Source organism: Streptomyces sp. bgisy027, assembly GCF_057710365.1.
This window is the reverse complement of record NZ_JBYIVZ010000064.1, coordinates 23,948-48,667: the sequence shown is the minus strand read 5'-3', so window position 1 is coordinate 48,667 and position 24,720 is coordinate 23,948. Positions and strand designations below refer to the sequence as shown.

The following is a 24,720-nucleotide window of genomic DNA, read 5'->3' as shown; positions in this document are numbered from 1 at the left end:
CGATTTTCGGCCACTCCTGGCCCGATTGCGGGCCGTTAACCGGAGATCACATCGCTACGGCGGGTGGTGCGAGTCGCGTTCCGAATACGGACACACCACCCGCCCAGGCATCGGAACCCGTTACGCCGCGATCTCGCACTCCGGACAGTTGATCATTCACTTACCCCAAATACCCCCATCTGTCGGGTACTTGATTGGGCCTGATCGATTCTCTTCGGACATGGGCATGTCCACGTAATGTCCGGGCGGCGGCCAGGAAGACCCCTGCGCCCCCTCCCCAACGCATCAGCCAGGAGTCAGCATGCGTGTGCTTGCCCGAATATCCCCCTCTACGCGCAGACGTGTTCTCGCCACGACAGCCGTGGCCGGAACGTTGATGCTCACTCCGCTGTCGGCTCCCACCACGGTCGCGGCGGCCCAGGCTCCGGCCGCCGACTGCGCAGAGGAGAGCGGCCACGCCGCGGCCCGCGAGGCCCGCCCCGGCCACGGCGACGAGGCCGTCGCCGAGCCCAACGAGGTCAGCGCGGCCAAGGCCCAGGCGATGGACGCCGATCTGCGGAAGAAGCTCGACAAGCTGCCCGCCACCGGCAACCGCAGCCTCGCGGCCGCCGCCTCGACCACCATCCCGGTCTACTTCCACGTCATCCACGACGGCGCGACCGGGCAGCTCGACTCCGCCGACATCGACGCCCAGATGAACGTCCTGAACGCGGCCTACGCCGGCCAGGGCACCGGAAACGTCGACTCCGGCTATCAGTTCACCCTGGCCGGCACCGACTACACCGACAACGCGGCCTGGTACGGCGTCGGTTACGGCTCGCCGGAGGAGAAGGCGATGAAGTCCGCCCTGCGCAGGGGCGGCGCGAACGCGCTCAACGTCTACACCGCCGACCTCGGCGACGGCCTCCTCGGCTGGGCGACCTTCCCCAGCTCCTACAAGTCGAGCCCGTCCATGGACGGCGTGGTCCTGCTCGACACCTCGCTGCCGGGCGGCTCGGCCACCCACTACGACGAGGGCGACACCGCGACCCACGAGGTCGGCCACTGGATGGGCCTGTACCACACCTTCCAGGGCGGCTGTAACGGCAAGGGCGACTACGTCGACGACACCCCGGCCGAGAAGAGCGCCGCGTACGAGTGCCCGGAGGGACGGGACACCTGCACGCGCAAGGCGGGCGCGGACCCGATCCACAACTTCATGGACTACACGTACGACGCCTGCATGTACCAGTTCACCGCCGGCCAGGTGAGCCGCATGCAGCAGAACTGGGCGGCGTACCGGGCGGCGGGCTGAGCCTAGAGGGAGTCCAGGAAGCCGAGCGCCACCCGCCAGGTGGCCTCGGCGGCCTGCTCGTCGTGGTCCGGCAGGTCGGGGTCGGTGTAGATGTGGCCGGCCCCGGCGTATCTGTACACCTCCACGTCGGCGCCCGCCCTGCCCATCTGGAGGTACCAGGCGCTCAGCCAGTCGTCCGTCTCGAACGGATCCGGCTCGGCGACATGCAGCTGCACCGGCAGTTCGTCCACCGAGGCGTTCGCCGCGATGTCCGACGTGCCGTGCAGAAGCAGCAGTCCGCGCGCCTTCTCGTCCCCGAGCCCGAGGGTCTGCGCGACGGAGGCGCCGAGTGAGAACCCGGCGTAGACCAGCCCCCGCTCCGAGTAGGGCGCGGCGGCGAGCACGGCCCGCTTCAGCAGTTCGTCCTTGCCGATCTGCCGGTTGAACTCCATGCCCTCCTCGACCGTGTCGAACGTACGGCCCTCGAAGAGGTCCGGCGTCCACACCTCGTGTCCGGCGGCGCGCAGCCGGTCCGCGGCCTGGCGCACGGCGGGCCTGAGGCCGTACGTCGAGTGAAACAGCATGATGTTCATGAGGCCATGGTGCCAGCCGGGTACGACAGCGCCGTGACCACCGCCTCACCGACGCGGATGTTCATGACCCCCCGATGCTGGTTACGTTCGGAGGCATGGAGAACATACTCCGACCGCTGATCGTGGTCGGTGGCTCGGTGCTGCTCACCCTGATCATCGGGTGGGCCACCGACCGCCTCATGCGCAAGGCCGACGAACGGCACAGCGAGACCCCGCTGTGGGGTCTGCTGCGCCAGGCCCGCATTCCCTACCAGCTCGTGCTGTGCACGGCCCTGCTCAGAGGGTCCTACGACGAGGCCGAGCTGTTCCTGGAGAACCGGGTCGCCGTCGGCAGGGTGCTGACGCTGGTGCTGATCGGAGCGGCGGCCTGGCTGGCGATCCGTATAGCGGCGGCCGTCGTGGAGACGTCGTACAGCCGCTATGCCCGGGTGCACCGCGATCCGGCACGGGTCCGCAGGGTGCGGACGCAGGTGACGTTGATCATGCGTGTGGTGTCCGCGGTCGTCGGCGTGGTCGCGGCGGCGTCGATGCTGCTGACGTTCCCGGCGATGCGGGCGGCGGGTGCCTCGCTGCTGGCCTCGGCCGGCATCCTCGGCATCGTCGCCGGTGTGGCGGCCCAGTCGACGCTGAGCAACATGTTCGCCGGGCTGCAGATCGCCTTCGGGGACATGGTGCGCATCGGGGACACCGTCGTGGTGGACGACGAGTGGGGCACCGTCGAGGAGATCACCCTGACCTTCCTGACGGTGCGGACCTGGGACGAGCGCCGGATCACGATGCCTGTGTCGTACTTCACGTCGAAGGCCTTCGAGAACTGGTCGCGCGGCGGCGCCCAGATGACCGGAACCGTCTTCCTGCATCTCGACCACTCCGCCCCGCTGGAAGCCATGCGCGAGCGGCTCCGCGACATCCTGCGCGACTGCCCGGCCTGGGACGGCCGGGACTACGGCCTGGTCGTCACCGACTCCACACCCAGCACGATGGAGGTACGGGCCCTGGTCACGGCGAAGGACGCGGACGACCTGTGGACGCTCCGGGTCACGGTGCGCGAGCAGCTGATCCGCTGGGTGTCCGAGCGCCACCCGTACGCCCTGCCGCGGGTCAACGCGGCGGACGCGGCCCTGCCGCCCGGCTTCCCCGTCCCCGGCCGGCTCTCGGGCGCCCGCCGCACCTACCAGCACGACCACCAGCCTCCACCACGACCGGACCGCCTCTGACCGCCGGGGCCGGCAACGCCGAAAAGGGGCGCGGGGAACTGCGCGGCCGGCCAGGACGGCGCCGCACACGACCACGCGTCTCCCACGCCCGCCGGCGCGAAGCGCTCAGTGGCCACGCTCTGCCCCTCCGTTGACCTGGATGATCTGCGAGGTGATGTGCCCGGCGCCGTGCGACGCCAGCCAGTGCAGGGTCGTGGCGACGTCCCCGGGCGTCCCGGCGCGCCCGGTCGAGGTCTCGGCGACCAGCCGGGCGTGCCGCGCCTCGTCCATCCCGTCGCCGAAGAACTCGGTGTCCTCGACGTAGCCGGGCGCGACCACGTTCACGGTGATCCCGCGCGGGCCCAGCTGCCGGGCCAGGTCGTGGGCGTACGGGTGCAGCGCGGCCTTGGACGCCGCGTACGCCCCGCTGCCGGACCCCCGGAAGGCGGCGATGGAACTGAGGAACAGCACCCGCCCGCCGGGGTCGGCGAGCCGGTCCTTCAGGGCCTCGGTGAGCAGGGCGGCGGTCAGGGTGTTGAGGCCGAAGTTGAGAGTCCAGTTGTGCAGGACGACGTCGAGGGGCTCGTCGCTGTCGACCTGGGGCTCCAGATGGCCGGAGCCGCCGGCGCTGTGGATGAGGACGTCGACGGTGCCGAGCTCCGACGCCACGAACCGCTCCACCCCCCGCACCCCGCGTGGCCTGCTCAGATCCGCGGCGCAGGTGAGGGCCCCGGGCACATCGGCCTGCTCCAGCACCTCCGCGCGGCGCCCGAGCAGGAGCACCCGGTCTCCGTCCGCCGCGAACAGCCGGGCCGCCGCGAGCCCGATTCCGGTACCGCCACCACTGATGACAACGTTGCGAGCCATGATCAGATCGTACGAAGCCGGAGCCCCTCGCGGCGAGGTCAGCGCAGACTCCGCACGTCCAAATGCCGCAGCACCCGGTCCACCACCTCCAGGTCGGCGCCCGGCTCTCTGCGTGCCGCCGGCACCTCGTGGCGTGCCGCGCTGAGCATCTCGCCCTGGATCCGGCGCACCCGCTTGAGCCGCCGCACCCGCTGCTGCTGCGCCTCACGGCGTTCGTCCTCCGCCATGTCGGGGCTGATCCGCACGCCGATCTCGAACGCCCGGCGCAACATCTGCTCGGACAGGTCCTCGGGCAGTTCCTCGACCGCCTCGATCTCCTTCAGCCTCCGTTTCGCAGCCTTCGCCGCGCGTACCGCCAGCTGCTTCTCGAACTCCTGCTCGCGTTCGCTGTCGGCGCGCACACCGAGCCATCTCACCAGCCGCGGCAAGGTCAGCCCCTGCGCCACCAGCGTCGCGTGGTCAGGCGGCGCGATGAGCGCCCCCAGCGCCACGGCGGCGGCGAGCGGCAGCCCCGGCACGATCGCGTGGGCGACCGCGGCCACGCAGAACGTCGTGACGAACACGAGCGCCACGGCGAGGAGGAAGATGGGCCGCACTCCCCCACTGCCCTATGGCGTGGGGGGGACCCCAGCCGCGAACTGCCGCCACGAGGTCCGCCGTACGGCGTACAGCAGGGGCGGCAGCAGCAGCGGGAGGATCAGGTCCGGCGGGATCTCGACGTTCGGCACGAACTCCAGCAGCGCGAGCACGATCCCGAGCAGCGTCTTCAGCACCGGCGCGGGCAGTCCGAACCGGTCCCCCACCGGGACACTCACCACGGCCCCGAGCAGCAGCACGAACAACAGGGCCAACTGATCCACGGTCAGCGCTCCGCAGGTCTGGGCGATCAAGAACCTTCAAACGTCCAGCGTGCCACGCCCACCCGCGCAACGGCCGCCTTGCCGGGCGGCGGCGGTCGCCGGCGTCGGCGTCGGCGTCGACGCCGGCGTCGGCTACAGAGCGCGCCGCATGGCCCGGTGCGGCATCCCGGCGTCCGGGAACTCCGGGCCGTACGCGACGTACCCCAGCCGCTCGTAGAAGCCCAGGGCGTGCGTCTGGGCGTGCAGGTCCACGGCCGCGAGGCCACGCGCGCGGGCCGCGTCCTCTATCGCCCGCACCAGGGCCGCCCCGACGCCGAGTCCGCGGGCCTCCTGCGTCACGGCGAGACGGCCCAGCGACCCCACCGACAGGTCCCCGTCGGTCTTGGCGGCGGTCGCCTCGCCGTACAGCAGCCGCCCGGTCCCGAGCGGCAGCCCGTCCTCCCGGACCGCCAGCACATGCACGGCATCGGCGTCGTGGGCGTCGTACTCGATCTCCTGCGGGACGCCCTGCTCGACGACGAAGACCTCCTTGCGCACCGCGAAGCACGCCTCGCGGTCGGCGGGGTCGTCGGCGACCCGCACGGCGTACGTCACCGGGCTCATCCCCACGTCTCCTCGCGGACCTGGTCCAGCGCCTTCTGGAGGTCGGCCGGGTACTCGCTCTCGAACTCCACCCACTGCCCGTCCCCCGGGTGCTCGAAGCCGAGCCGCACCGCGTGCAGCCACTGGCGGGTCAGCCGCAGCCGCTTGGCGAGCGTGGGGTCGGCGCCGTAGGTCAGGTCTCCGACGCAGGGGTGCCGGTGGGCGGCCATGTGGACGCGGATCTGGTGGGTGCGCCCGGTCTCCAGCTTCACGTCGAGCAGGGAGGCCGCGCGGAACGCCTCGATGAGGTCGTAGTGCGTGACCGACGGCTTGCCGTCGGCCGTGACGGCCCACTTGTAGTCGTGGTTGGGGTGGCGGCCGATCGGGGCGTCGATGGTGCCGCTGGTGGGATCGGGGTGGCCCTGGACGAGCGTGTGGTACCGCTTGTCGACCGTGCGCTCCTTGAACTGGCGCTTGAGCGAGGTGTACGCCCGCTCCGACTTGGCGACCGCCATGAGGCCGGAGGTGCCCACGTCGAGGCGGTGCACGATGCCCTGGCGCTCGGCGGCGCCGGACGTCGAGATCCGGTAGCCGGCGGCGGCCAGCCCGCCGATGACGGTCGGCCCGCTCCAGCCCGGCGACGGATGCGCGGCGACGCCGACCGGCTTGACGATCACGACCACGTCATCGTCGTCGTGCACGATCTCCATGCCCTCGACCGGCTCGGCGACGATCTGCACGGGCGCGGGCGCCTGCGGCATCTCGACCTCCAGCCAGGCCCCGCCGTGCACCCGCTCCGACTTCCCGACCACCGCCCCGTCGACCATGACCTTCCCCGCCGCGGCGAGCTCGGCCGCCTTCGTACGGGAGAAGCCGAACATGCGGGAGATGGCGGCGTCGACGCGCTCGCCCTCCAGGCCGTCGGGCACGGGCAGGGTACGGATCTCGGGAATCGTGCTCACCCGACGAGTATGCCGGACCGGGCGGACAGCCCCGTACGGAGCCTGTGGACAACTCCCGCGGGCCCGCTGTCGCGGCCCCTTGCGGGAATCAGTCCTTGTGCACGGTGCCGTCGGGGTCCAGCCCCCGGAACGACAGCAGCACGATCAGGATGCCGCCGCACACGATCGCCGAGTCCGCGAGGTTGAACACGGCGAAGTGCTTGGGCGCGATGAAGTCCACGACCGCGCCCTCGAAGACGCCGGGCGAGCGGAAGATCCGGTCGGTGAGGTTGCCGAGGGCACCGCCGAGCAGCAGGCCGAGCGCGATCGCCCAGGGCAGGCTGTACAGCTTGCGGGCGAGCCGGGCGATCACCACGATCACGGCCGCCGCGATCACCGTGAAGATCACGGTGAAGGCCTCGCCGAAGCCGAAGGCCGCGCCCGCGTTGCGGATCGCCTCGAACTTCAGCCAGTCCCCGATGATCTCGATCGGCGGGTGGTGCTCCAGCTTGGCGACCACGATCATCTTGCTGATCAGGTCGAGGGCGTACGCGAACCCGGCCACGCCGAACAGCACGGCGATCCGGCGCTTGCCCCGGGGCCGCTCCGCGCCGGACTCCTCCGGCTCGGCCGCCGCCGGCTCTGGGGTATCCGGCGTACCGATGATGCGCTCCGCCTCTGCCACGTGAGTCCCTCGACCTAGGTACCTGACTGAGGACGAGAGTACGACACGTCCCGCGGGGCCCGGGCCACCGGTCAGTACCGCCGTTCCTGCTTCTGCTTGCACTCGACGCACAGGGTCGCGCGCGGGAAGGCCTGCATGCGGGCCTTGCCGATCGGGTTCCCGCAGTTCTCGCACAGGCCGTAGGTGCCCGCGTCGAGCCGTTCCAGGGCGCGCTCGGTCTGGGTGAGCATCTCGCGGGCGTTCGCGGCGAGCGCCAGCTCGTGCTCACGCGTGATGTTCTTGGCGCCGGTGTCGGCCTGGTCGTCGCCCGCGCCGTCGCCGGAGTCGCGCATCAGGCCGACGAGGGACTGCTCGGACGACTCGATCTCGTCGCGCAGCCGCATCACCTCGGCCATCAGCTCGGCTCGCGCCTCCTCGACCTCCTCCGAGGTCCAGGGGTCCTCACCGGGGCGCACCGCGAGCTCGCCGGGCTCCACCGCCGCGGCGATGCGTGCCTTGGGAACGGCGGTCTTGGCCGCCGTGGCCGTGCCAGGGGTCTTCTTCGCAACCACCGTCGTGGCTCCTGTCTGCTCCGCGGCCTGCGCCGCGCCCACCTTCTTGACCCTGCTCTCGGCGACCGCACGCTTCCCGGCCGCGCTCTTCCTGGCGGTGCTCTTCTTGGCAGTGCCCTTCTTGGCAGTGCCCTTCTTGGCAGTGCTCTTCTTGGCAGTGCTCTCCCCGGCCGCGGCCTCCTCTGCCTCGCCCTTCTCCGCCGGCTTCCTGGCGACGGGCTTGGCCGCGGCCGCCTCCTTCTTGCCGGCGGCCTTCTTGCCCACGGCCTTCTTGCCTGCCGCCTTCTTCCCGGCCGCCCGGGGAGCGGCGGCCGTCTTCTCCGCAGTCTTGTGGGCGGCAGCTGCCTTCTTCTCCGCAGTCTTGTGGGCTGTGGCCGCCTTCTTCCCCGCGACCTTGCCGGACACCGCGGCCTTGCCGGACGCCGCAGCCTTGCCGGACGTCCCGCCGGCCTCCTGACCGGCCCCTTTGCGGCCCTTCTCCGTCTCCTGAGCCGCGCCCCCCTGCGCGGTCTTCTTCCCGTGAACGTCCTTGGCCGCCCCGCCGGCGGAACCGGCACGCGCATGTGTGGATCTGGTGGATCTGCTCGACGCCGACTGCTGTACGGCGGTCTTCTTCGCCACCATGCCGCGGCCCCTTCACATATTGTGATCTTGCTCGCGAATCGTGCTGGGACGATAAATCGACTTGAGTCCCGCGGCAACGGGGCACACCGCCCGATTCGCCCGCCTCGCGCACGGAGCGCGGGAGACATGCATGCGTTGTGCCCAGCTCCCCGCGGGGTATGCCGACGAGCCGGACGTCCCAGAATCCGAACAGGGGTACCGCACCATTCGGGTCATCGCGTCCCGTTCCCGATGCCCGCCCCCGCGCCCCGGAAATACGGTCGGCCACTGTCCGCGCGGCGCCGTACACTGGGCGGAGCGAAAAGCGTGGATGGGGACGAGTAGCGACGTACGCAGCCCAGAGCGACCCGGGGACGGTGGAAGCCCGGGGGCGAGCGCGACGTGAAGATCACCCCGGAGCCGCCGGAAGAAAGCCACGGCCGAGAGGCACAGGCGAGTAGACCCGGTATCGCGACCCCAATGAGGGGGTTCGCCGACGCACACCCCGCGTCGGAGGGCCAAGGAGGGTGGTACCGCGGGAGCGCGCCGAAACCGGCGTAAGGAAGAATCGGCTCTCGTCCCTCCGGACGGAAGGCAGCAAGTCCGCCGGAGGAAGCTCGCTGATGACAACGCCGACGTACCGCCAGGTGCCCGCCCAGGTCGACCTGCCCGCGCTCGAGCACGCGGTGCTCGACTTCTGGCGCGAGCAGAAGATCTTCGCCAAGACCCTGGAGCAGTCCGAGGGCCGCCCCGAGTGGGTGTTCTACGAGGGCCCGCCCACCGCCAACGGCATGCCCGGCGCCCACCACATCGAGGCCCGCGTCTTCAAGGACGTCTTCCCCCGCTTCCGCACCATGCGCGGCTACCACGTGGCCCGCAAGGCCGGCTGGGACTGCCACGGCCTCCCGGTGGAGCTGGCGGTCGAGAAGGAGCTCGGCTTCAGCGGCAAGAAGGACATCGAGGCGTACGGCATCGCCGAGTTCAACGCCAAGTGCCGCGAGTCGGTACTGCGCCACACCGACGCCTTCTCCGACCTGACGACCCGCATGGGCTACTGGGTCGACCTCGACGACGCCTACGTCACGATGGAACCCGAGTACATCGAGTCCGTCTGGTGGTCGCTGAAGGAGATCTTCAACAAGGGCCTGCTGGTCCAGGACCACCGCGTCGCCCCCTGGTGCCCGCGCTGCGGCACCGGCCTGTCCGACCACGAGCTGGCGCAGGGCTACGAGACGGTCGTCGACCCGTCCGTGTACGTCCGTTTCCCGCTCACCTCCGGTCCGCTCGCCGGCGAGGCCGCACTCCTGGTGTGGACGACCACGCCCTGGACGCTCGTCTCCAACACGGCCGTGGCCGCCCACCCCGAGGTCACCTACGTCGTGGCGACGAACGGCCCGGAAGGCACGGAGAAGCTCGTCGTCGCCGAGCCGCTCCTCGCCAAGGCCCTCGGCGAGGGCTGGGAGACCACCGGACAGAGCTTCACCGGCGCCGAGATGGAGCGCTGGACGTATCAGCGACCGTTCGAGCTCGTGGAGTTCCCACAGACCGAGGGCGGCACCCACTACGTGGTCAACGCCGAGTACGTCACCACCGAGGACGGCACGGGTCTGGTCCACCAGTCCCCCGCCTTCGGTGAGGACGACCTCAAGGTCTGCCGCGCCTACGGCCTGCCGGTGGTGAACCCGGTCCGCCCGGACGGCACCTTCGAGGAGGACGTCCCCCTCGTCGGCGGCGTCTTCTTCAAGAAGGCCGACGAGGCGCTCACCGAGGACCTCCAGCAGCGCGGCCTGCTCTTCCGGCACATCCCGTACGAGCACAGCTACCCGCACTGCTGGCGCTGCCACACCGCGCTGCTCTACTACGCGCAGCCGTCCTGGTACATCCGCACCACCGCCGTCAAGGACCGCCTCCTCCAGGAGAACGAGGACACCAACTGGTTCCCGGAGACGGTCAAGAGCGGCCGCTACGGCGACTGGCTGAACAACAACATCGACTGGGCGCTGTCCCGCAACCGCTACTGGGGCACCCCGCTGCCGATCTGGCGCTGCGAGGACGACCACCTCACCGTGGTCGGCTCCCGCGCGGAGCTCTCCGAGCTGACCGGCACCGACCAGTCGAGCCTTGACCCGCACCGCCCGTTCATCGACGACGTGACCTTCGACTGCCCGAGCTGCGCGAAGACGGCCACGCGCGTGCCGGAGGTCATCGACGCCTGGTACGACTCGGGCTCGATGCCGTTCGCACAGTGGGGCTACCCGTACAAGAACAAGGAACTGTTCGAGGCCCGCTACCCGGCGCAGTTCATCTGCGAGGCCATCGACCAGACCCGCGGCTGGTTCTACACACTGATGGCGATCGGCACGCTGGTCTTCGACAAGTCCTCGTACGAGAACGTCGTCTGCCTCGGCCACATCCTCGCCGAGGACGGCCGCAAGATGTCCAAGCACCTGGGCAACATCCTCCAGCCGATCCCGCTGATGGACCAGCACGGCGCCGACGCGGTGCGCTGGTTCATGGCGGCCGGCGGCTCGCCGTGGGCGGCCCGCCGCGTGGGCCACGGCACGATCCAGGAGGTCGTCCGCAAGACGCTCCTGACGTACTGGAACACGGTCGCCTTCCAGGCCCTGTACGCCCGTACGTCGAGCTGGGCGCCCTCCGCGGCCGACCCGGCCCCGGCCGACCGCCCGGTTCTGGACCGCTGGCTGCTGTCCGAACTGCACGCGCTGGTCGACCAGATGACCCAGTCCCTGGACGCCTACGACACCCAGCGCGCCGGCAAGCTGCTCTCGGCGTTCGTCGACGACCTGTCGAACTGGTACGTCCGCCGCTCGCGCCGCCGCTTCTGGCAGGGCGACAAGGCGGCGCTGCGCACCCTGCACGAGGTCGTCGAGACGGTCACCAAGCTGATGGCCCCGCTGACGCCGTTCATCACCGAGCGGGTCTGGCAGGACCTGGTCGTCCCGGTCACCCCGGGCGCCCCCGAGTCGGTCCACCTGGCGGCCTGGCCGGAGGCGGACCTGTCCGCGATCGACCCGGAGCTGTCGCAGCAGATGGTCACGGTGCGCCGGCTGGTCGAGCTGGGCCGTGCCACACGCGCGGAGTCGGGCGTCAAGACCCGCCAGCCGCTGTCCCGGGCCCTGGTGGCCGTCGCGGGCTTCGAGACCCTCGGCCCCGAGCTGCACACGCAGATCACCGAGGAGCTGAACGTCTCGTCGCTGGCGTCGCTCTCCGAGGTCGGCGGCAGCCTGGTGGACACCACCGCCAAGGCGAACTTCCGCGCCCTGGGCAAGCGGTTCGGCAAGCGCGTCCAGGATGTGGCGAAGGCCATCGCGAACGCGGACGCGGCGGCGCTGTCCCTGGCCCTGCGCGAGGGCACCGCGTCGGTCGAGGTCGACGGTGAGACGGTCGCCCTCGCCCCGGACGAGGTGATCATCACGGAGACCCCGCGCGAGGGCTGGTCGGTGGCGTCCGACGCGGGTGCCACGGTCGCCCTGGACCTGGAGATCACGGAGGAGCTGCGCCGTGCGGGCCTGGCCCGTGACGCGATCCGCCTGATCCAGGAGGCCCGCAAGAACAGCGGCCTGGACGTGGCCGACCGCATCGCCCTGCGCTGGACGGCGACGGACCCGGCGATGATCGCGGCGCTCGCCGAGCACGCCGAGCTGATCGCCGACGAGGTCCTGGCGACGGACTTCGCCCAGGGTGAGGCGGACGACACATACGGCTCCGCCTTCGCGGACGAGGGTCTGACCCTGACGTTCCGCCTGCGCAAGCAGTAGCGGGACCCGGCCGCACGACCGAAGGCCCGGGACCACCAAAGAATCTTGGTGGTCCCGGGCCTTCGGCGTTGCGTACGCCGGACACGCACACCCGGCTCCGAACAAACACCGCAAACTCCGTGAACACGCGTAGCAAAAGGGCGGGGCCCCGGATCGAAATCCGGGGCCCCGCCCTGAACGCTGCCGACGCCTGAGGCGTACTACCAACCGTCAGTTGTCGTCCTCGTCGATGAGGAACCCGCGCATGGGCGACGGGGCCTGACCCATGGGGCCGGGGCCCTGCGGCCGGACCGGAGCCATCGGCTGGGTCATCGCCGGGGACATCTGCTGCTGACCGCCGTAGGACGGAGCAGCCGGGGACGGGGCGCCGCCCATGCCCTGGTTGCCGCCGTACGACGGGGCACTCGCACCGGCCGGAGCCATGGAAGGCGCCGGGGACGGCGGGAGCGACGCGGCGGCCGGAGTGCGCGGCGGGGCGAGCGAGTCGTCCGCCTGCGTCTCCAGCTGGCGCAGCTGGGACTCGAGGTAGGACTTCAGCCGCGTGCGGTACTCGCGCTCGAAGCCGCGCAGGTCCTCGACCTTGCGCTCCAGCGTGGCGCGGGCGGACTCCAGGGAGCCCATCGCGACGCGGTGCTTCTCCTGCGCGTCCCGCTCCAGGGCGTCGGCCTTGGCACGGGCGTCACGCTCGAGACCCTCGGCACGCGAACGCGCCTCGCCGACGATCTTGTTGGCCTCGGAGCGGGCCTCGGCGATCGCCTGGTCGGCGGTCTGCTGTGCGAGCGACAGAACGCGTGCGGCACTGTCGCCGCCGGGGCCGCCCTGACCGGGACCGCCCATCGGGCCACCCATGGGACCGCCCATGGGGCCGCCCATCTGCTGCATGGGGGGCTGACCCATCGGCCCCGGACCCTGGCCCATCGGACCGGGACCCTGAGGGCCACCCTGACCGCCGGGACCGGCGGGCAGCTGCGGGGCACCGCTCGGCAGCTGGGGCGGACCACCCATGGGGCCACCCATCTGCTGCTGCGGCGGGCCCGATATGCCGGCGGGGACAGGAGACCCCGGCCCGCGCATGCCCTGCTGCGGCATTCCGCCCTGGGGCATGCCGCCCTGCTGGGGCATACCGCCCTGCTGCTGGTCCTGCGGACCGCCGGGCCCCTCCGGAGGCTTGCGCATGTTCTGCTGGTTCTGGGCAGCAGCACGCGTGGCCGCGGCCAGCTTGGCGCGCAGGTCCTCGTTCTCGCGGAGCAGACGCGTCAGTTCGGCTTCGACCTCATCGAGGAAGGCATCGACCTCGTCCTCGTCATAGCCTTCTCGGAGGCGGACGGTCGTGAACTGCTTGTTCCGCACGTCCTCGGGGGTCAACGGCATCTCTTCACCTCAACGTAGTCGTCGGCAGTCGGCAAGACCGTATCTGTCACATCGTTCACATCGCGCCCCGTACAACGGTGATCAGGATGTAGACGATGATCATCAGTACGAAGAAGGACAGGTCGAGCGCCACGCCCCCGAGACGCAGCGGCGGGATGAACCGCCGCAGAAGCTTCAACGGTGGATCGGTGACAGTGTAGGTGGCCTCCAGAACGACCACCATCGCCTTGCCGGGTTGCCATGAGCGGGCGAACTGGAAGACGTAGTCCATGACCAACCGGAAGATGAGCACGATGAGGAACACCATCAGCGCGATGTAGAGAACCTGCAGGACCACGCTCATGACTGGTGTTTCCCTCTCCCCTGTTTCCCAGTTCCGTGCTGTTCTTCCGGTGGTGCGTCTCAGCTCTGGTTGAAGAACCCGCCCTCTGCGATGCGGGCCTTGTCCTCCGCCGTGACATCGACGTTAGCAGGCGACAACAGGAACACCTTCTGCGTCACCCGCTCGATGCTGCCGTGAAGACCAAACACCAAACCTGCCGCAAAGTCGACAAGTCGCTTCGCGTCTGTGTCATCCATCTCAGTCAGATTCATGATCACCGGGGTGCCCTCACGGAAGTGTTCCCCGATGGTACGGGCCTCGTTGTAGGTCCGGGGGTGAAGTGTGGTGATCCGGTACGGCTCTCGTTCCGACACGACCTTGGGCATGATCACCGGTGCGTTCTTCTCCAGGCTTGCGCGTTCTTGTGTGATGGACGCCACGGGCGCGATGCGCGCCGGGCGGCCGGATTCCGCGGGTAGCGAAGTCGCACGGGCCACAGGTTCGCGAGGCGCGGGCGGCTGAACGATTCGCACCTCTTCGTCCCTTTGGGACTGATGTGCGCTGTGGGACTGGTGGGACGGCTCGTGCCGTCGGTGGTCCCGCTCGGGCTCCGGGTCCAGTTCGGGCTCGAAGTCGTCATCGGGGTCGAACCCCCGGCCGTCGTACCCATCGTCCTCCACGAGGCCGAGGTAGACCGCCATCTTGCGCATCGCGCCGGCCATGCTCTGAGTCCTCCGCTCTGTGGTGGATCGGCGACTGCCAAGTGCCCGCCATCCACGCGGTCGTTACGCCCGCCTTTCGGCGACATTGACCATATTTTCTGCTGTGGTCCGACTTCTTGGCGACGTTACCCGAGCCTGGGGCGGACTCCGAGTACCGCAGTGCCGACGCGCACATGTGTCGCACCCGCCGCCACCGCCTCTTCGAGATCCGCACTCATCCCTGCCGACACCATGTTCGCAGCCGGATGAGCTCGGCGCAGGTCGGTCGACAAATCCATCAACCGCTCGAAGGCCGCCCGTTGGCGGCCCGCATACTCCCCGGTGAGAGGGGCGACGGTCATCAGTCCGGCCATCCGCAGCCCCGGAGCCTTCGCGACGAGCCCGGCCAACTCCTCGATGCCGCCCGGCGCCACACCGCCCCGCTCGCCCCGGGCGCTCTCACCGGCGTCCAGCGCCACCTGGATCAGGCAGCCCACCTCCCGCTCCTGGCGTACGGCCTCCTTGGAGAGCGCCGTCACCAGCCGGGAGCGGTCGACCGACTGCACCAGGTCCGCGTAACCGACCACGGACCGCACCTTGTTGGTCTGCAACTGCCCGACGAAGTGCCAGGCGAGGGGCAGGTCCGAGCATTCGGCGGCCTTGGGTGCCGCGTCCTGGTCGCGGTTCTCGGCGACATGCCGCACACCGAGTTCCGACAGGATCCGCACATCGCTCGCGGGGTAGGTCTTGGTGACCACGATCAGGGTCACCTCCTCGCGGGCCCGCCCGGCGGCAGCGCAGGCGGCGGCGATTCGTTCCTCCACCCCCGCCAGGTTTGCGGCGAGTTCGTCCTTGCGGTCCTTGATGTTCATTCAGTCCAGCCAGACATATCCCGCGAGCCGCCCTGTGGAGCGGTCGCGGCGGTACGAGAAGTGGTCACCCGACTCCAGCGTGCACACCGGCGACTGCGCCCGGTCGTGCACTCCGAGCCGCGCGAGCTGGGCGTGCACCCCGGCGGCCACGTCCACCGCCGGCGTGCCCCAGCTCGTCTCGGCGTACGCCGTCGGTTCCTCGGCGGTCACCTCGGCGCGCATCGCATCCGGCACCTCGTAGCACCGGCCGCAGACGGCGGGGCCGGTGCGGGCGACGATCCGGGCGGGGTCGGCGCCCAGTTCCGTCATCGCGCGCAGCGCCGCCGGGACGACCCCGGCGATCATGCCGGGGCGTCCCGCGTGTGCAGCGGCGGCGATCCCGGCGACCGGGTCGGCCAGCAGGACCGGCACGCAGTCGGCGGTGAGGACGGCGAGGGCGAGACCCCGCCGGGCGGTGACGATCGCGTCGACCTCGGGCACCGGACGATCACGCCACGGCCCGTCGACCACGGCGACGTCCGCCCCGTGCACCTGGTTCATCCAGACGACGTCACCCGGGTCGAGCCCGAGCGACTTGGCGGCGATCTCACGGTTGGCCGTCACGGCCCCGGGGTCGTCGCCGACCGCCCCGCCGAGGTTGAGCTCCTCATACGGAGCGGCGCTCACCCCGCCCCACCGGTCGGTGAAAGCGAAGTGCGCGCCGCTCACGATGTCGCGCTGTCCTATCACGTCAGAAGGATCACTTAAGGAAGTCCGGGACGTCCAGTTCCTCGGCCGCGCTGTCGGCGTAGGTCCTCGACGGCGGGACCGGCGGGGCGACCGGGATGTCGGCCACCGGCTCCGGCGTGGGCTCCGGCTCCTCCTTCGGCGTGACGCTGCCGAGCGAGCCGAAGGACGGGCGGCTCTCGGGCTGCCGTGCCGGAGCGGGCTCCTCGCGGCGGGGCGCGGAGGAGGTCGAGCCGAGGACGTTGTCCCGGCGGGCCGGCGGCTGGCCGCCGTCGAAGCCGGCGGCGATCACGGTCACCCGGACCTCGTCGCCGAGGGCGTCGTCGATCACCGCGCCGAAGATGATGTTGGCCTCGGGGTGGGCGGCCTCGCTGACCAGCTGGGCCGCTTCGTTGATCTCGAACAGGCCGAGGTCGGAGCCGCCGGAGATGGAGAGCAGTACGCCCCGGGCGCCGTCGATGGACGCCTCCAGCAGCGGCGAGGAGATCGCCATCTCGGCCGCGGCCACCGCGCGGTCGTCGCCGCGGGCCGAGCCGATGCCCATGAGGGCCGAACCGGCCTCGGACATGACCGACTTGACGTCGGCGAAGTCGAGGTTGATCAGGCCGGGCGTGGTGATGAGGTCGGTGATGCCCTGGACACCGGAGAGCAGCACCTGGTCGGCCGACTTGAAGGCGTCGAGCACCGAGACCTGGCGGTCCGAGATGGACAGCAGCCGGTCGTTCGGGATGACGATGAGGGTGTCGACCTCTTCGCGGAGTTCGGCGATGCCGTCCTCGGCCTGGTTGGCGCGGCGCCGTCCCTCGAAGGTGAACGGGCGGGTGACCACACCGATGGTGAGGGCACCCAGGGAGCGGGCGATGTTGGCCACGACGGGCGCGCCGCCGGTGCCGGTGCCGCCGCCTTCACCGGCCGTCACGAAGACCATGTCGGCCCCCTTGAGGACCTCCTCGATCTCCTCGCGGTGGTCCTCGGCGGCCTTGCGGCCGACGGCCGGGTTGGCTCCGGCGCCGAGTCCGCGGGTGAGTTCCCGGCCGACGTCGAGCTTGACGTCGGCGTCGCTCATCAACAGCGCCTGTGCGTCAGTGTTGATGGCGATGAACTCGACGCCCTTGAGACCGACCTCGATCATCCGGTTGATGGCATTGACACCACCGCCGCCGACACCGATGACTTTGATGACTGCGAGGTAGTTCTGCGGTGCTGCCACGTCGAAGGCCTCTCGCCTCGAGTTACGGGTCGTCGGTTCACAAGAAGCGCTGCGCTTCCGGAACCGGCGACTGATGCCGAATGGGACGGTCCGTAGCGCCGACCCGAACCCTAACCCTGAAGTTTAGGGTTACCAGTGTGTCTGTTCCTTGAAGTCTTCTGAACAGGACACTAAGTCGACAAGTGGCGCACGTTCAACGAACACGCCGAACCTCCCGTTTTTCTTTTCACCCTATGTGATCAGCCATGTCGCTGCCCAACCAGGGTGCTGGCCTGCGCAGATGTGCGTCAACTCGCCGATGACGCGGGGGCGGTGGGAACGCTCACGTCGAAGTGCCGCGCACGCGGCGAGGCTTTCATGAGAGCGGTGAGTGTGCGAGCCTTGGCGGCTCCCTTCTCGCCACTGCCCCACGCGACGGTCCGGCCGTCGCGCAACTCCAGCGAGATGTCGTCGTAGGAACGGACCTTGACGACCAGGGTGTCCTGGGAGACGGCGGCCGGAATGGCGCCGGCGACGCGCACCGCCTCGCGCACCAGACGAGCCTCTCCGAAGCGGCGCAGGCTCGCGGCGGCGGAGCTCGACCGGGACACCGTCAATTCCAGCGCGGGAACACCTTTAGGTGGCGTGGAAACCGTGGCGAAACGGACACCTTCATCGTCCACTTCGATGAACTTTCCGCCTTTTTGCACCATGAGAACCGGAGTACGCTCCATCACTTTCAGGCTGATTCCATGGGGCCAGGAGCGGACCACGTCAACCTCGTCAATTCGGGGCAATTTCCGGCGCAGGCGCGCCTCAATCGCCTCGGTGTCGACGGAAATCAGCGGTGCCCCGACGGGGGTGTCGGCCGCGTCCAGGACCTGCTCGGGCGTCAGAACCCGGGTTCCCGCGACCGATACGCGCTCGACGCGCAGCCACTTGGAGCCGTAGAGCAGCCACACGGAGCTCCCGCCCAGGAGCGTCAGGACGACGGTAAGGATGATGATCGTACGAAGACGCGACCTCCTCAACCGCCGCCGGGCGAGGGGCGGGTCGGACGACTCCTGCTGGCGTTCACCGCGCTCGGCGGTCGTCGGTCCGGCCACGCTCCCTGCCCTCCGTCACACGGTTACTGGCGGCGGTGCGAGGCGATCGCCTCGTACACCATGCCGACGAGCAGGTCGTCGGCGTCCCGGCGGCCGAATTCGCTTGCGGCGCGGGACATCTCGTACAGCCGGTGCGGGTCGGCGAGCACGGGCAGGACGTTCTGCTGCACCCATTCGGGCGTGAGTTCCGCGTCGTCGACCAGCAGTCCGCCGCCGGCCTTGACCACCGGCTGGGCGTTCAGCCGCTGTTCGCCGTTGCCGATGGGCAGCGGGACGTAGGCGGCCGGGAGTCCGACGGCGGAGAGTTCGGCGACGGTCATCGCGCCCGCGCGGCAGAGCATCATGTCGGCCGCGGCGTACGCGAGGTCCATCCGGTCCAAGTAACTTACCGGGATGTAGGGGGGCATCCCCGGCATCTGATGCACCTGTGGCAGTTCGTTCTTCGGACCGACCGCGTGCAGGATCTGGATCCCGGCCTGCTGGAGCCAGGGCGCGACCTGCTGGACGACCTCGTTCAGGCGCCGTGCGCCCTGCGAGCCGCCGGAGACCAGCAGCGTCGGCAGGTTCGGGTCGAGGCCGAACATCGCGCGGGCCTCGGGGCGGCGGGCGGCCCGGTCCAGGGTGGCGATGGTGTGGCGCAGCGGGATGCCGATGTAGCGGGAGTTGCGCAGCTTGCTGTCCGGCGTGGCGACGGCGACCTGGGCGGCGTAGCGCGAGCCGATCTTGTTGGCCAGGCCCGGGCGGGCGTTGGCCTCGTGGATGATGATCGGCACGCCGAGGCGCTTGGCGGCGAGGTAGCCGGGCAGGGCGACATAGCCGCCGAAGCCGACCACGGCGTCCGCCTTGGTGCGCTCCAGGATCTGCTCGGTCGCCTTGATCGTGCCGCGCAGCCGGCCCGGGACGGTGATCAGCTCGGGAGTGGGCTTGCGCGGCAGCGGTACCGCCGGGATCAGCGCGAGTTCATAGCCGCGCTGCGGCACCAGCTTGGTCTCCAGGCCGCGCTCCGTGCCCAGGGCCGTGATCCCCACGGTCGGGTCCTGCCTGCGCAGGGCGTCCGCGAGGGCGAGCGCGGGCTCGATGTGGCCGGCGGTCCCCCCACCGGCGAGTACGACATGCACCGAAATTCACCGCTCTCCGGACGAACGCGCCGCCGAGGCACGCCGTCGCATCGTGTTCCATCTCCGAGGAGTCCCGGTCGCGCCTTTGACCGGCACCGAGCCTCCCGCACGCTTTCTACCAAAGCGGGGTTGCCGCACGGAAAGCGCTGCCCGCGCAGCGGGCTCGTCGCGTGCGAAGGCGATGAGCAGCCCGATGGCGAACATGGTCGGCAGCAGGGCGGACCCCCCGTACGAGAACAGCGGCAGGGGGACGCCGGCGATCGGCAGCAGGCCGAGCACCGCACCGATGTTGATCACGGCTTGCGCGGTGATCCAGGTGGTCACGCCTCCCGCGGCATACCTCACGAAGGGGTCCTCCGTGCGTCCGGCCACGCGGATACCCGCATAGCCTAGAGCCGCGAAGAGGGCGAGCACCGACAGCGTCCCCGCCAGGCCCAGTTCCTCACCGGTGACGGCGAAGATGAAGTCGGTGTGGGCTTCGGGCAGTTGGCCCCATTTCTCCACACTCGCGCCGAGCCCGGAGCCGAAGATTCCGCCGGATGCGAGCGCATAGATGCCGTGCACGGCCTGCCAGCAGTCGACGGCTCCGCCGCGCGGTTCGGTGGCGCCCAGGCACTCCAGTCGGGCCATGCGGTTGGCGCTGGTCTTGATCAGGAGCAGCCCGATCAGTCCGGCGACCGACAGGACGCCCACGAACAGCCTGGTCGGGGCCCCGGCCAGCCACAGCAGGCCGAACAGGATCGCCGACAGGATGATCGCGGTGCCCATGTCGCCGCCGAGCATGATCAGCCCGAGCAGCATGAACGCGACCGGCACGAGCGGGACCAGCATGTGCTTCCACTGGTTGAGCAGCTTCTTGTCCTGCTTGCGGGCGATCAGGTCGGCGCCCCACAGCACGAGCGCGAGCTTGCCGAACTCACTGGGCTGGATCTGGAAGGAGCCGCCGAGGGCGATCCAGTTCTGGTTGCCGTTGACCGCGACTCCTATCCCGGGCACCTGCACCAGCGCCATCATGAAGACGGCGCCCGCGAGGATCGGGTAGGCCAGCGCCCGGTGCAGCTTCACCGGCATCCGGGAGGCCGCGAACAGCAGCCCGGCGCCGATGACCGCGGCCAGCAGCTGCTTGCGGAAGAAGTACGACCCGGGCAGCGACATCTGCAGCGCGGTGATCTGCGAGGCCGAGTAGACCATCACCAGACCGAGCACCGTGATCAGCAGGCTGCCGCCGAGGATCAGGTAGTAGGCGGTCAGCGGCCGGTCCCACGCCCGTTGCAGACGTGTGTAGAGCCGCCGTACCGGGTTGTCGCGCAGCGGCCCCGGCGTCGCGGGCCGCCGAACGGCCCGCTGCACGGGCGGCCGGCCCGTACGGCTACCGGGCATCGGCGCTCACCGCCTCGCCGTGGGCGTACGAACCGTCCGGCCACATCCGAGTCACGCGTCCCTCCAAGGGTCCCGAAGCACCCGCTGTGGCCGAGACCCGCCGTCAGGCGCCCGCGCCGAGTTCGCGAACCGCTTCCGCGAACGCGTCACCGCGCTGGTTGTAGTTGGCGAACATGTCCATCGAGGCACACGCGGGGGCGAGAAGCACCGTGTCGCCTGGCCGGGCGAGCCGCTGCGCCTCCTGGACTGCCGCGAGCATCGCCCCAGTGTCGGTCCGGTCGAGGTCGACGACGGGTACCTCCGGCGCGTGTCGCGCGAGGGCTTCCCGGATCAGGGCACGATCGGCGCCCATGAGGACGGCCGCCCGCAGGTGTCCGGCCGACTTGGCGACCAGCTCCTCGAAGACGGCGCCCTTGGCGAGCCCGCCCGCGATCCACACGATGGACTCGTACGCCGCCAACGAGGCTTCCGCCGCGTGCGTGTTGGTGGCCTTGGAGTCGTCGACGTAGGAGACCCCGGCGATGTCCGCCACGTGGGCGATGCGGTGGGCGTCGGGGGTGAAGGCCCGCAGACCGTCCCGTACGGCCTTGGGGGGCACCCCGAAGGCCCGGGCGAGGGCCGCCGCCGCAAGGGCGTTGGCGATGTTGTGCGGGGCCGGCGGTTCGACGTCGGAGATCTCGGCGAGTTCCTGGGCGCTCTTGTGCCGGTTCTCGACGAAGGCGCGGTCGACGAGGATGCCGTCGACGACGCCGAGTTGGGAGGGGGCGGGCGCACCGAGGGTGAAGCCGATGGCCCGGCAGCCCTCCTCCACGTCCGCCTCGCGCACCAGGTCCTCGGTGGCCTTGTCGGCGACGTTGTAGACGCAGGCGACGCGGTTGCCCTCGTAGATGCGGCCCTTGTCGGCGGCGTACGCCTCCATGGAGCCGTGCCAGTCGAGGTGGTCGGGCGCGAGGTTCAGCACGGCGGCCGAGTGTGCCCGCAGCGAGGGCGCCCAGTGGAGCTGGTAACTGGACAACTCCACGGCGAGGACGTCGTACCGCTCCTCGCCGAGCACCGCGTCCAGCAGTGAGACGCCGATGTTGCCCACGGCGGCGGTGCGCAGGCCCGCCGCCTTCAGGATCTCGGCGAGCATCTGCACGGTCGTGGTCTTGCCGTTGGTGCCGGTGACGGCGAGCCAGGGCGCGGCGTCCGGGCCGCGCAGCCGCCAGGCGAGCTCCACGTCGCCCCAGATGTCGACGCCCGCGTCACGGGCCGCCGTGAACAGCGGCTTGTCCGGCTTCCAGCCCGGCGCGGTGACGACGAGTTCGGTGCCTTCGGGCAGGGTCGCCCCGTCACCGAGGCGCACGGCGATGCCCAGCGCCTCGAGTTCGGCCGCCTGGGCACGCGCGCGTGCGTCGTCGCCGTCGTTGACGACGGTGACCTTCGCGCCGAGGCCGTGCAGCACCTTGGCCGCCGGGATCCCGGAGACGCCGAGCCCGGCGACGGTGACGTTCTTCCCCTGCCAGTCGGTCACTTGTCCGCTGCCCATCCCGCGTAGAAGAGGCCCAGTCCGACGATCACACAGATGCCCTGAATGATCCAGAAGCGGACCACGACGAGCACTTCTGACCAGCCCTTGAGTTCGAAGTGGTGCTGGAGTGGCGCCATTCGGAAGACACGCTTGCCGGTGAGGCGGAAGGAGCCGACCTGGATGACCACCGACATGGTGATCAGCACGAACAGGCCGCCGAGGATGGCGAGCAGCAGCTCGGTGCGCGAGCAGATGGCGAGACCCGCGAGCGCGCCGCCGAGGGCCAGCGAACCGGTGTCACCCATGAAGATCTTGGCCGGCGAGGTGTTCCACCACAGGAAGCCGAGGCAGGCACCCATCAGCGCCGAGGAGACGACGGCGAGGTCGAGTGGATCTCGCACTTCGTAACAGGCGCCCGGGTTGGTCAGGGTCTGCGCGTTGGCGCAGGACTCCTGGAACTGCCATACGCCGATGAAGGTGTAGGCGCCGAAGACCAGCACGGAGGCGCCGGTGGCGAGGCCGTCCAGACCGTCCGTCAGGTTCACGCCGTTCGACATGGCGAGGATCATGAACAGCGCCCAGACCACGAACAGCACCGGGCCGATGGACCAGCCGAAGTCCTGCACGAAGGAGAGCTTGGTGGAGGCCGGGGTGTTGCCGCGGTTGTCCGCGAACTGGAGCGAGAGCACCGCGAAGGCGATACCGCCGAGCAGCTGGCCGGCCATCTTGGCCTTGGCCCGCAGCCCCAGCGAACGACGCTTGACGATCTTGATGTAGTCGTCCAGGAAGCCGACCAGACCCATGCCGCCCATCAGCCCGAGCACCAGCAGGCCCGAGTAGGTCACCGGCTTCCCGGTGATCACCTTCGACAGGAAGTACGCCACGATCGTGGCGAGGATGAAGGCGATACCACCCATGGTCGGCGTACCGCGCTTGCTGGCGTGCTCGCGCGGGCCGTCGTCGCGGATGTACTGGCCGTAGCCCTTGCGGGCGAGGAGCTTGATCAGCAGCGGTGTGCCGATCAGTGTCAGGAAGAGCCCGATGACACCCGCGAAGAGGATCTGATTCATCATCGGGCGTCGACCTCACCCTGGGCACCGCCCGCGAGCAGCGCTTCGGCGATGCTCTCCAGACCCACCGAACGGGACGCCTTCACGAGCACGACGTCCCCTGGGCGCAACTCGCTGCGCAACAGGTCGACCGCCGCCTGTGCGTCGGACACGTGCACCGACTCCTCACCCCACGAACCCTCGTTATATGCGCCCAGTTGCAGCCAGGACGCTTCCCTGCCCCCGACCGCGACGAGCTTGCTGACGTTGAGCCGGACGGCGAGCCGTCCGACCGCGTCGTGCTCGGCGAGCGCCTCGTCCCCGAGCTCGGCCATCCTGCCGAGCACCGCCCACGTACGACCCCCCTTTGCCCGTCGGGCGCCGCCCATGGCAGCCAGCGCCCTGAGGGCGGCCCGCATGGACTCGGGGTTCGCGTTGTAGGCGTCGTTGACGATGGTCACGCCGTCCGGGCGCTCGGTGACCTCCATACGCCAGCGGGAGAGGGAGCCCGCCTCGGAGAGCGCGGTGGCGATCTCACTTGCGGACATGCCCAGCTCATGGGCGACGGCGGCCGCGGCGAGCGCGTTCGACACGTGGTGCTCACCGTACAGGCGCATGGTCACATCGCTGCACCCGGAGGGTGTGTGAAGCACGAAGGAAGGCTGTCCGCTGTCCGTGAGTCGCACGTTCTCGGCGCGTACGTCCGCTTCGCCGGACTCTCCGAAAAGGATCACCTTCGCCTTCGTACGGGACGCCATGGCCCGTACGAGGGGATCGTCGGCGTTGAGGATGGCGGCGCCGTCCTCCGGCAGGCTCTCCACGAGTTCGCCCTTGGCCTGTGCGATCTGCTCGCGGCCGCCGAACTCGCCGATGTGGGCGGTTCCGACGTTGAGGACGAGGCCGATCCGCGGCGGTGTCAGATCGGCGAGGTAGCGGATGTGGCCGATGCCCCGCGCGCCCATCTCCAGCACGAGGAACCTCGTCTCCCCGGTGGCGCTGAGGGCGGTCAGCGGCAGCCCGATCTCGTTGTTGAGCGAGCCCGGCGTGAACACGGTGGGCGCCTTGCTCTGGAGCACCTGGGCGATCAGGTCCTTGGTGCTGGTCTTGCCGGCCGAGCCGGTCAGCGCCACGAGGGTCGCGCCGAGGCGCTGGACGACATGGCGGGCGAGGGCGCCGAGCGCCTTCTGCACGTCCGGCACGACGATCGCGGGCACCCCCACGGGCCGCGAGCCGAGGACGGCGACCGCGCCGGCCGCGACGACGGCCTGCGCGTAGTCGTGCCCGTCCACGCGCTCGCCGACGAAGGCGACGAAGAGACTGCCGGGCCCCACTTCACGGGAGTCCCGGACGACGGATCCGGTGACCTGGACCGACGGATCCGGTATGTCGTGCGTCTGCCCGCCGACGACTTCTGCGATCTCGGCGAGGGAGAGGGCGATCACAAGT

Annotated in this window: 21 protein-coding genes and 1 pseudogene; 3 read left to right on the top strand and 19 right to left on the bottom strand. The window is 70.2% G+C overall.

The window, feature by feature from the left end:
- The first annotated feature begins 301 nt into the window (after nt 1-301).
- Nucleotides 302-1,294: a zinc metalloprotease gene (locus AC3ETA_RS41405; protein ID WP_432198064.1), complete on the top strand. Its 993-nt coding sequence runs from the start codon at nt 302-304 to the stop codon at nt 1,292-1,294.
- Between the two features lie 2 nt (nt 1,295-1,296).
- Here the strand turns inward: AC3ETA_RS41405 and AC3ETA_RS41400 are convergent, their stop codons facing one another.
- Nucleotides 1,297-1,866: a dienelactone hydrolase family protein gene (locus tag AC3ETA_RS41400; protein ID WP_432198063.1), complete on the bottom strand. Its 570-nt coding sequence runs from the start codon at nt 1,864-1,866 to the stop codon at nt 1,297-1,299.
- 95 nt (nt 1,867-1,961) lie between these two features.
- Here AC3ETA_RS41400 and AC3ETA_RS41395 point away from each other — a divergent pair, with 95 nt between their 5' ends.
- Nucleotides 1,962-3,083 (top strand): mechanosensitive ion channel family protein, encoded by a 1,122-nt coding sequence (locus tag AC3ETA_RS41395; protein WP_432198062.1) that lies wholly within the window; start codon nt 1,962-1,964, stop codon nt 3,081-3,083.
- A gap of 105 nt (nt 3,084-3,188) precedes the next feature.
- Here the strand turns inward: AC3ETA_RS41395 and AC3ETA_RS41390 are convergent, their stop codons facing one another.
- The 6 genes and pseudogenes from AC3ETA_RS41390 to AC3ETA_RS41365 all read right to left on the bottom strand — a co-directional run bounded on the left by AC3ETA_RS41390 (nt 3,189) and on the right by AC3ETA_RS41365 (nt 8,172).
- Nucleotides 3,189-3,929: an SDR family oxidoreductase gene (locus AC3ETA_RS41390; protein WP_432198061.1), complete on the bottom strand. Its 741-nt coding sequence runs from the start codon at nt 3,927-3,929 to the stop codon at nt 3,189-3,191.
- A gap of 38 nt (nt 3,930-3,967) precedes the next feature.
- Nucleotides 3,968-4,789: pseudogene (locus AC3ETA_RS41385) on the bottom strand (hypothetical protein).
- A gap of 132 nt (nt 4,790-4,921) precedes the next feature.
- Entirely contained in the window at nt 4,922-5,392 is a 471-nt protein-coding gene (locus tag AC3ETA_RS41380; protein ID WP_432198060.1) for a GNAT family N-acetyltransferase, read from the bottom strand.
- The gene (locus AC3ETA_RS41375; RefSeq protein WP_432198059.1) at nt 5,389-6,333 is read right to left on the bottom strand and encodes an RluA family pseudouridine synthase; all 945 of its coding nucleotides are present in this window, start codon (nt 6,331-6,333) and stop codon (nt 5,389-5,391) included. The genes AC3ETA_RS41380 and AC3ETA_RS41375 overlap by 4 nt, the downstream gene beginning before the upstream one ends.
- 88 nt (nt 6,334-6,421) lie before the next feature.
- Nucleotides 6,422-6,997, bottom strand: coding sequence for a signal peptidase II (lspA, locus tag AC3ETA_RS41370; protein ID WP_432198058.1), 576 nt, complete (start codon nt 6,995-6,997; stop codon nt 6,422-6,424).
- Between the two features lie 71 nt (nt 6,998-7,068).
- Entirely contained in the window at nt 7,069-8,172 is a 1,104-nt protein-coding gene (locus AC3ETA_RS41365; protein ID WP_432198057.1) for a TraR/DksA family transcriptional regulator, read from the bottom strand.
- A 602-nt stretch (nt 8,173-8,774) separates the two neighbouring features.
- Between AC3ETA_RS41365 and ileS the strand changes: the two genes are divergently transcribed.
- Nucleotides 8,775-11,930, top strand: coding sequence for an isoleucine--tRNA ligase (ileS, locus tag AC3ETA_RS41360; RefSeq protein ID WP_432198056.1), 3,156 nt, complete (start codon nt 8,775-8,777; stop codon nt 11,928-11,930).
- Nucleotides 11,931-12,140: 210 nt separating this feature from the next.
- On the opposite strand, the gene AC3ETA_RS41355 is transcribed toward ileS, so the two are convergent.
- From AC3ETA_RS41355 to AC3ETA_RS41300, 12 genes are all read right to left on the bottom strand, one after another.
- Nucleotides 12,141-13,301 (bottom strand): DivIVA domain-containing protein, encoded by a 1,161-nt coding sequence (locus AC3ETA_RS41355; protein WP_432198055.1) that lies wholly within the window; start codon nt 13,299-13,301, stop codon nt 12,141-12,143.
- A 55-nt stretch (nt 13,302-13,356) separates the two neighbouring features.
- Nucleotides 13,357-13,644 carry a YggT family protein gene (locus tag AC3ETA_RS41350; RefSeq protein ID WP_432198054.1) on the bottom strand — a complete coding sequence of 96 codons (288 nt, stop codon included), beginning with the start codon at nt 13,642-13,644 and terminating at the stop codon, nt 13,357-13,359.
- A 59-nt stretch (nt 13,645-13,703) separates the two neighbouring features.
- Entirely contained in the window at nt 13,704-14,345 is a 642-nt protein-coding gene (locus AC3ETA_RS41345) for a cell division protein SepF (RefSeq protein WP_030950524.1), read from the bottom strand.
- Nucleotides 14,346-14,470: 125 nt separating this feature from the next.
- Nucleotides 14,471-15,190 (bottom strand): YggS family pyridoxal phosphate-dependent enzyme, encoded by a 720-nt coding sequence (locus AC3ETA_RS41340; RefSeq protein WP_432198070.1) that lies wholly within the window; start codon nt 15,188-15,190, stop codon nt 14,471-14,473.
- 6 nt (nt 15,191-15,196) lie between these two features.
- Nucleotides 15,197-15,925: a peptidoglycan editing factor PgeF gene (pgeF, locus tag AC3ETA_RS41335; protein ID WP_432198053.1), complete on the bottom strand. Its 729-nt coding sequence runs from the start codon at nt 15,923-15,925 to the stop codon at nt 15,197-15,199.
- A 10-nt stretch (nt 15,926-15,935) separates the two neighbouring features.
- Nucleotides 15,936-17,132 carry a cell division protein FtsZ gene (gene ftsZ / locus AC3ETA_RS41330; RefSeq protein WP_432198052.1) on the bottom strand — a complete coding sequence of 399 codons (1,197 nt, stop codon included), beginning with the start codon at nt 17,130-17,132 and terminating at the stop codon, nt 15,936-15,938.
- 287 nt (nt 17,133-17,419) lie between these two features.
- Nucleotides 17,420-18,217, bottom strand: coding sequence for a cell division protein FtsQ/DivIB (locus AC3ETA_RS41325; protein ID WP_432198051.1), 798 nt, complete (start codon nt 18,215-18,217; stop codon nt 17,420-17,422).
- A 23-nt stretch (nt 18,218-18,240) separates the two neighbouring features.
- Nucleotides 18,241-19,335, bottom strand: coding sequence for an undecaprenyldiphospho-muramoylpentapeptide beta-N-acetylglucosaminyltransferase (murG, locus tag AC3ETA_RS41320; RefSeq protein WP_030955152.1), 1,095 nt, complete (start codon nt 19,333-19,335; stop codon nt 18,241-18,243).
- Between the two features lie 6 nt (nt 19,336-19,341).
- The gene (ftsW, locus tag AC3ETA_RS41315; RefSeq protein ID WP_432198050.1) at nt 19,342-20,715 is read right to left on the bottom strand and encodes a putative lipid II flippase FtsW; all 1,374 of its coding nucleotides are present in this window, start codon (nt 20,713-20,715) and stop codon (nt 19,342-19,344) included.
- A 103-nt stretch (nt 20,716-20,818) separates the two neighbouring features.
- Nucleotides 20,819-22,243, bottom strand: a complete 1,425-nt coding sequence (gene murD, locus AC3ETA_RS41310) for a UDP-N-acetylmuramoyl-L-alanine--D-glutamate ligase (RefSeq protein ID WP_432198049.1) — start codon at nt 22,241-22,243, stop codon at nt 20,819-20,821.
- A complete protein-coding gene (gene mraY / locus AC3ETA_RS41305) occupies nt 22,225-23,298 on the bottom strand; it encodes a phospho-N-acetylmuramoyl-pentapeptide-transferase (RefSeq protein WP_030956450.1) in 1,074 nt (357 codons plus the stop codon). The genes murD and mraY overlap by 19 nt, the downstream gene beginning before the upstream one ends.
- Complete coding sequence (locus AC3ETA_RS41300) at nt 23,295-24,716, bottom strand: UDP-N-acetylmuramoyl-tripeptide--D-alanyl-D-alanine ligase (RefSeq protein WP_432198048.1); 1,422 nt, start codon at nt 24,714-24,716, stop codon at nt 23,295-23,297. The genes mraY and AC3ETA_RS41300 overlap by 4 nt, the downstream gene beginning before the upstream one ends.
- Between the last annotated feature and the right edge of the window lie 4 nt (nt 24,717-24,720).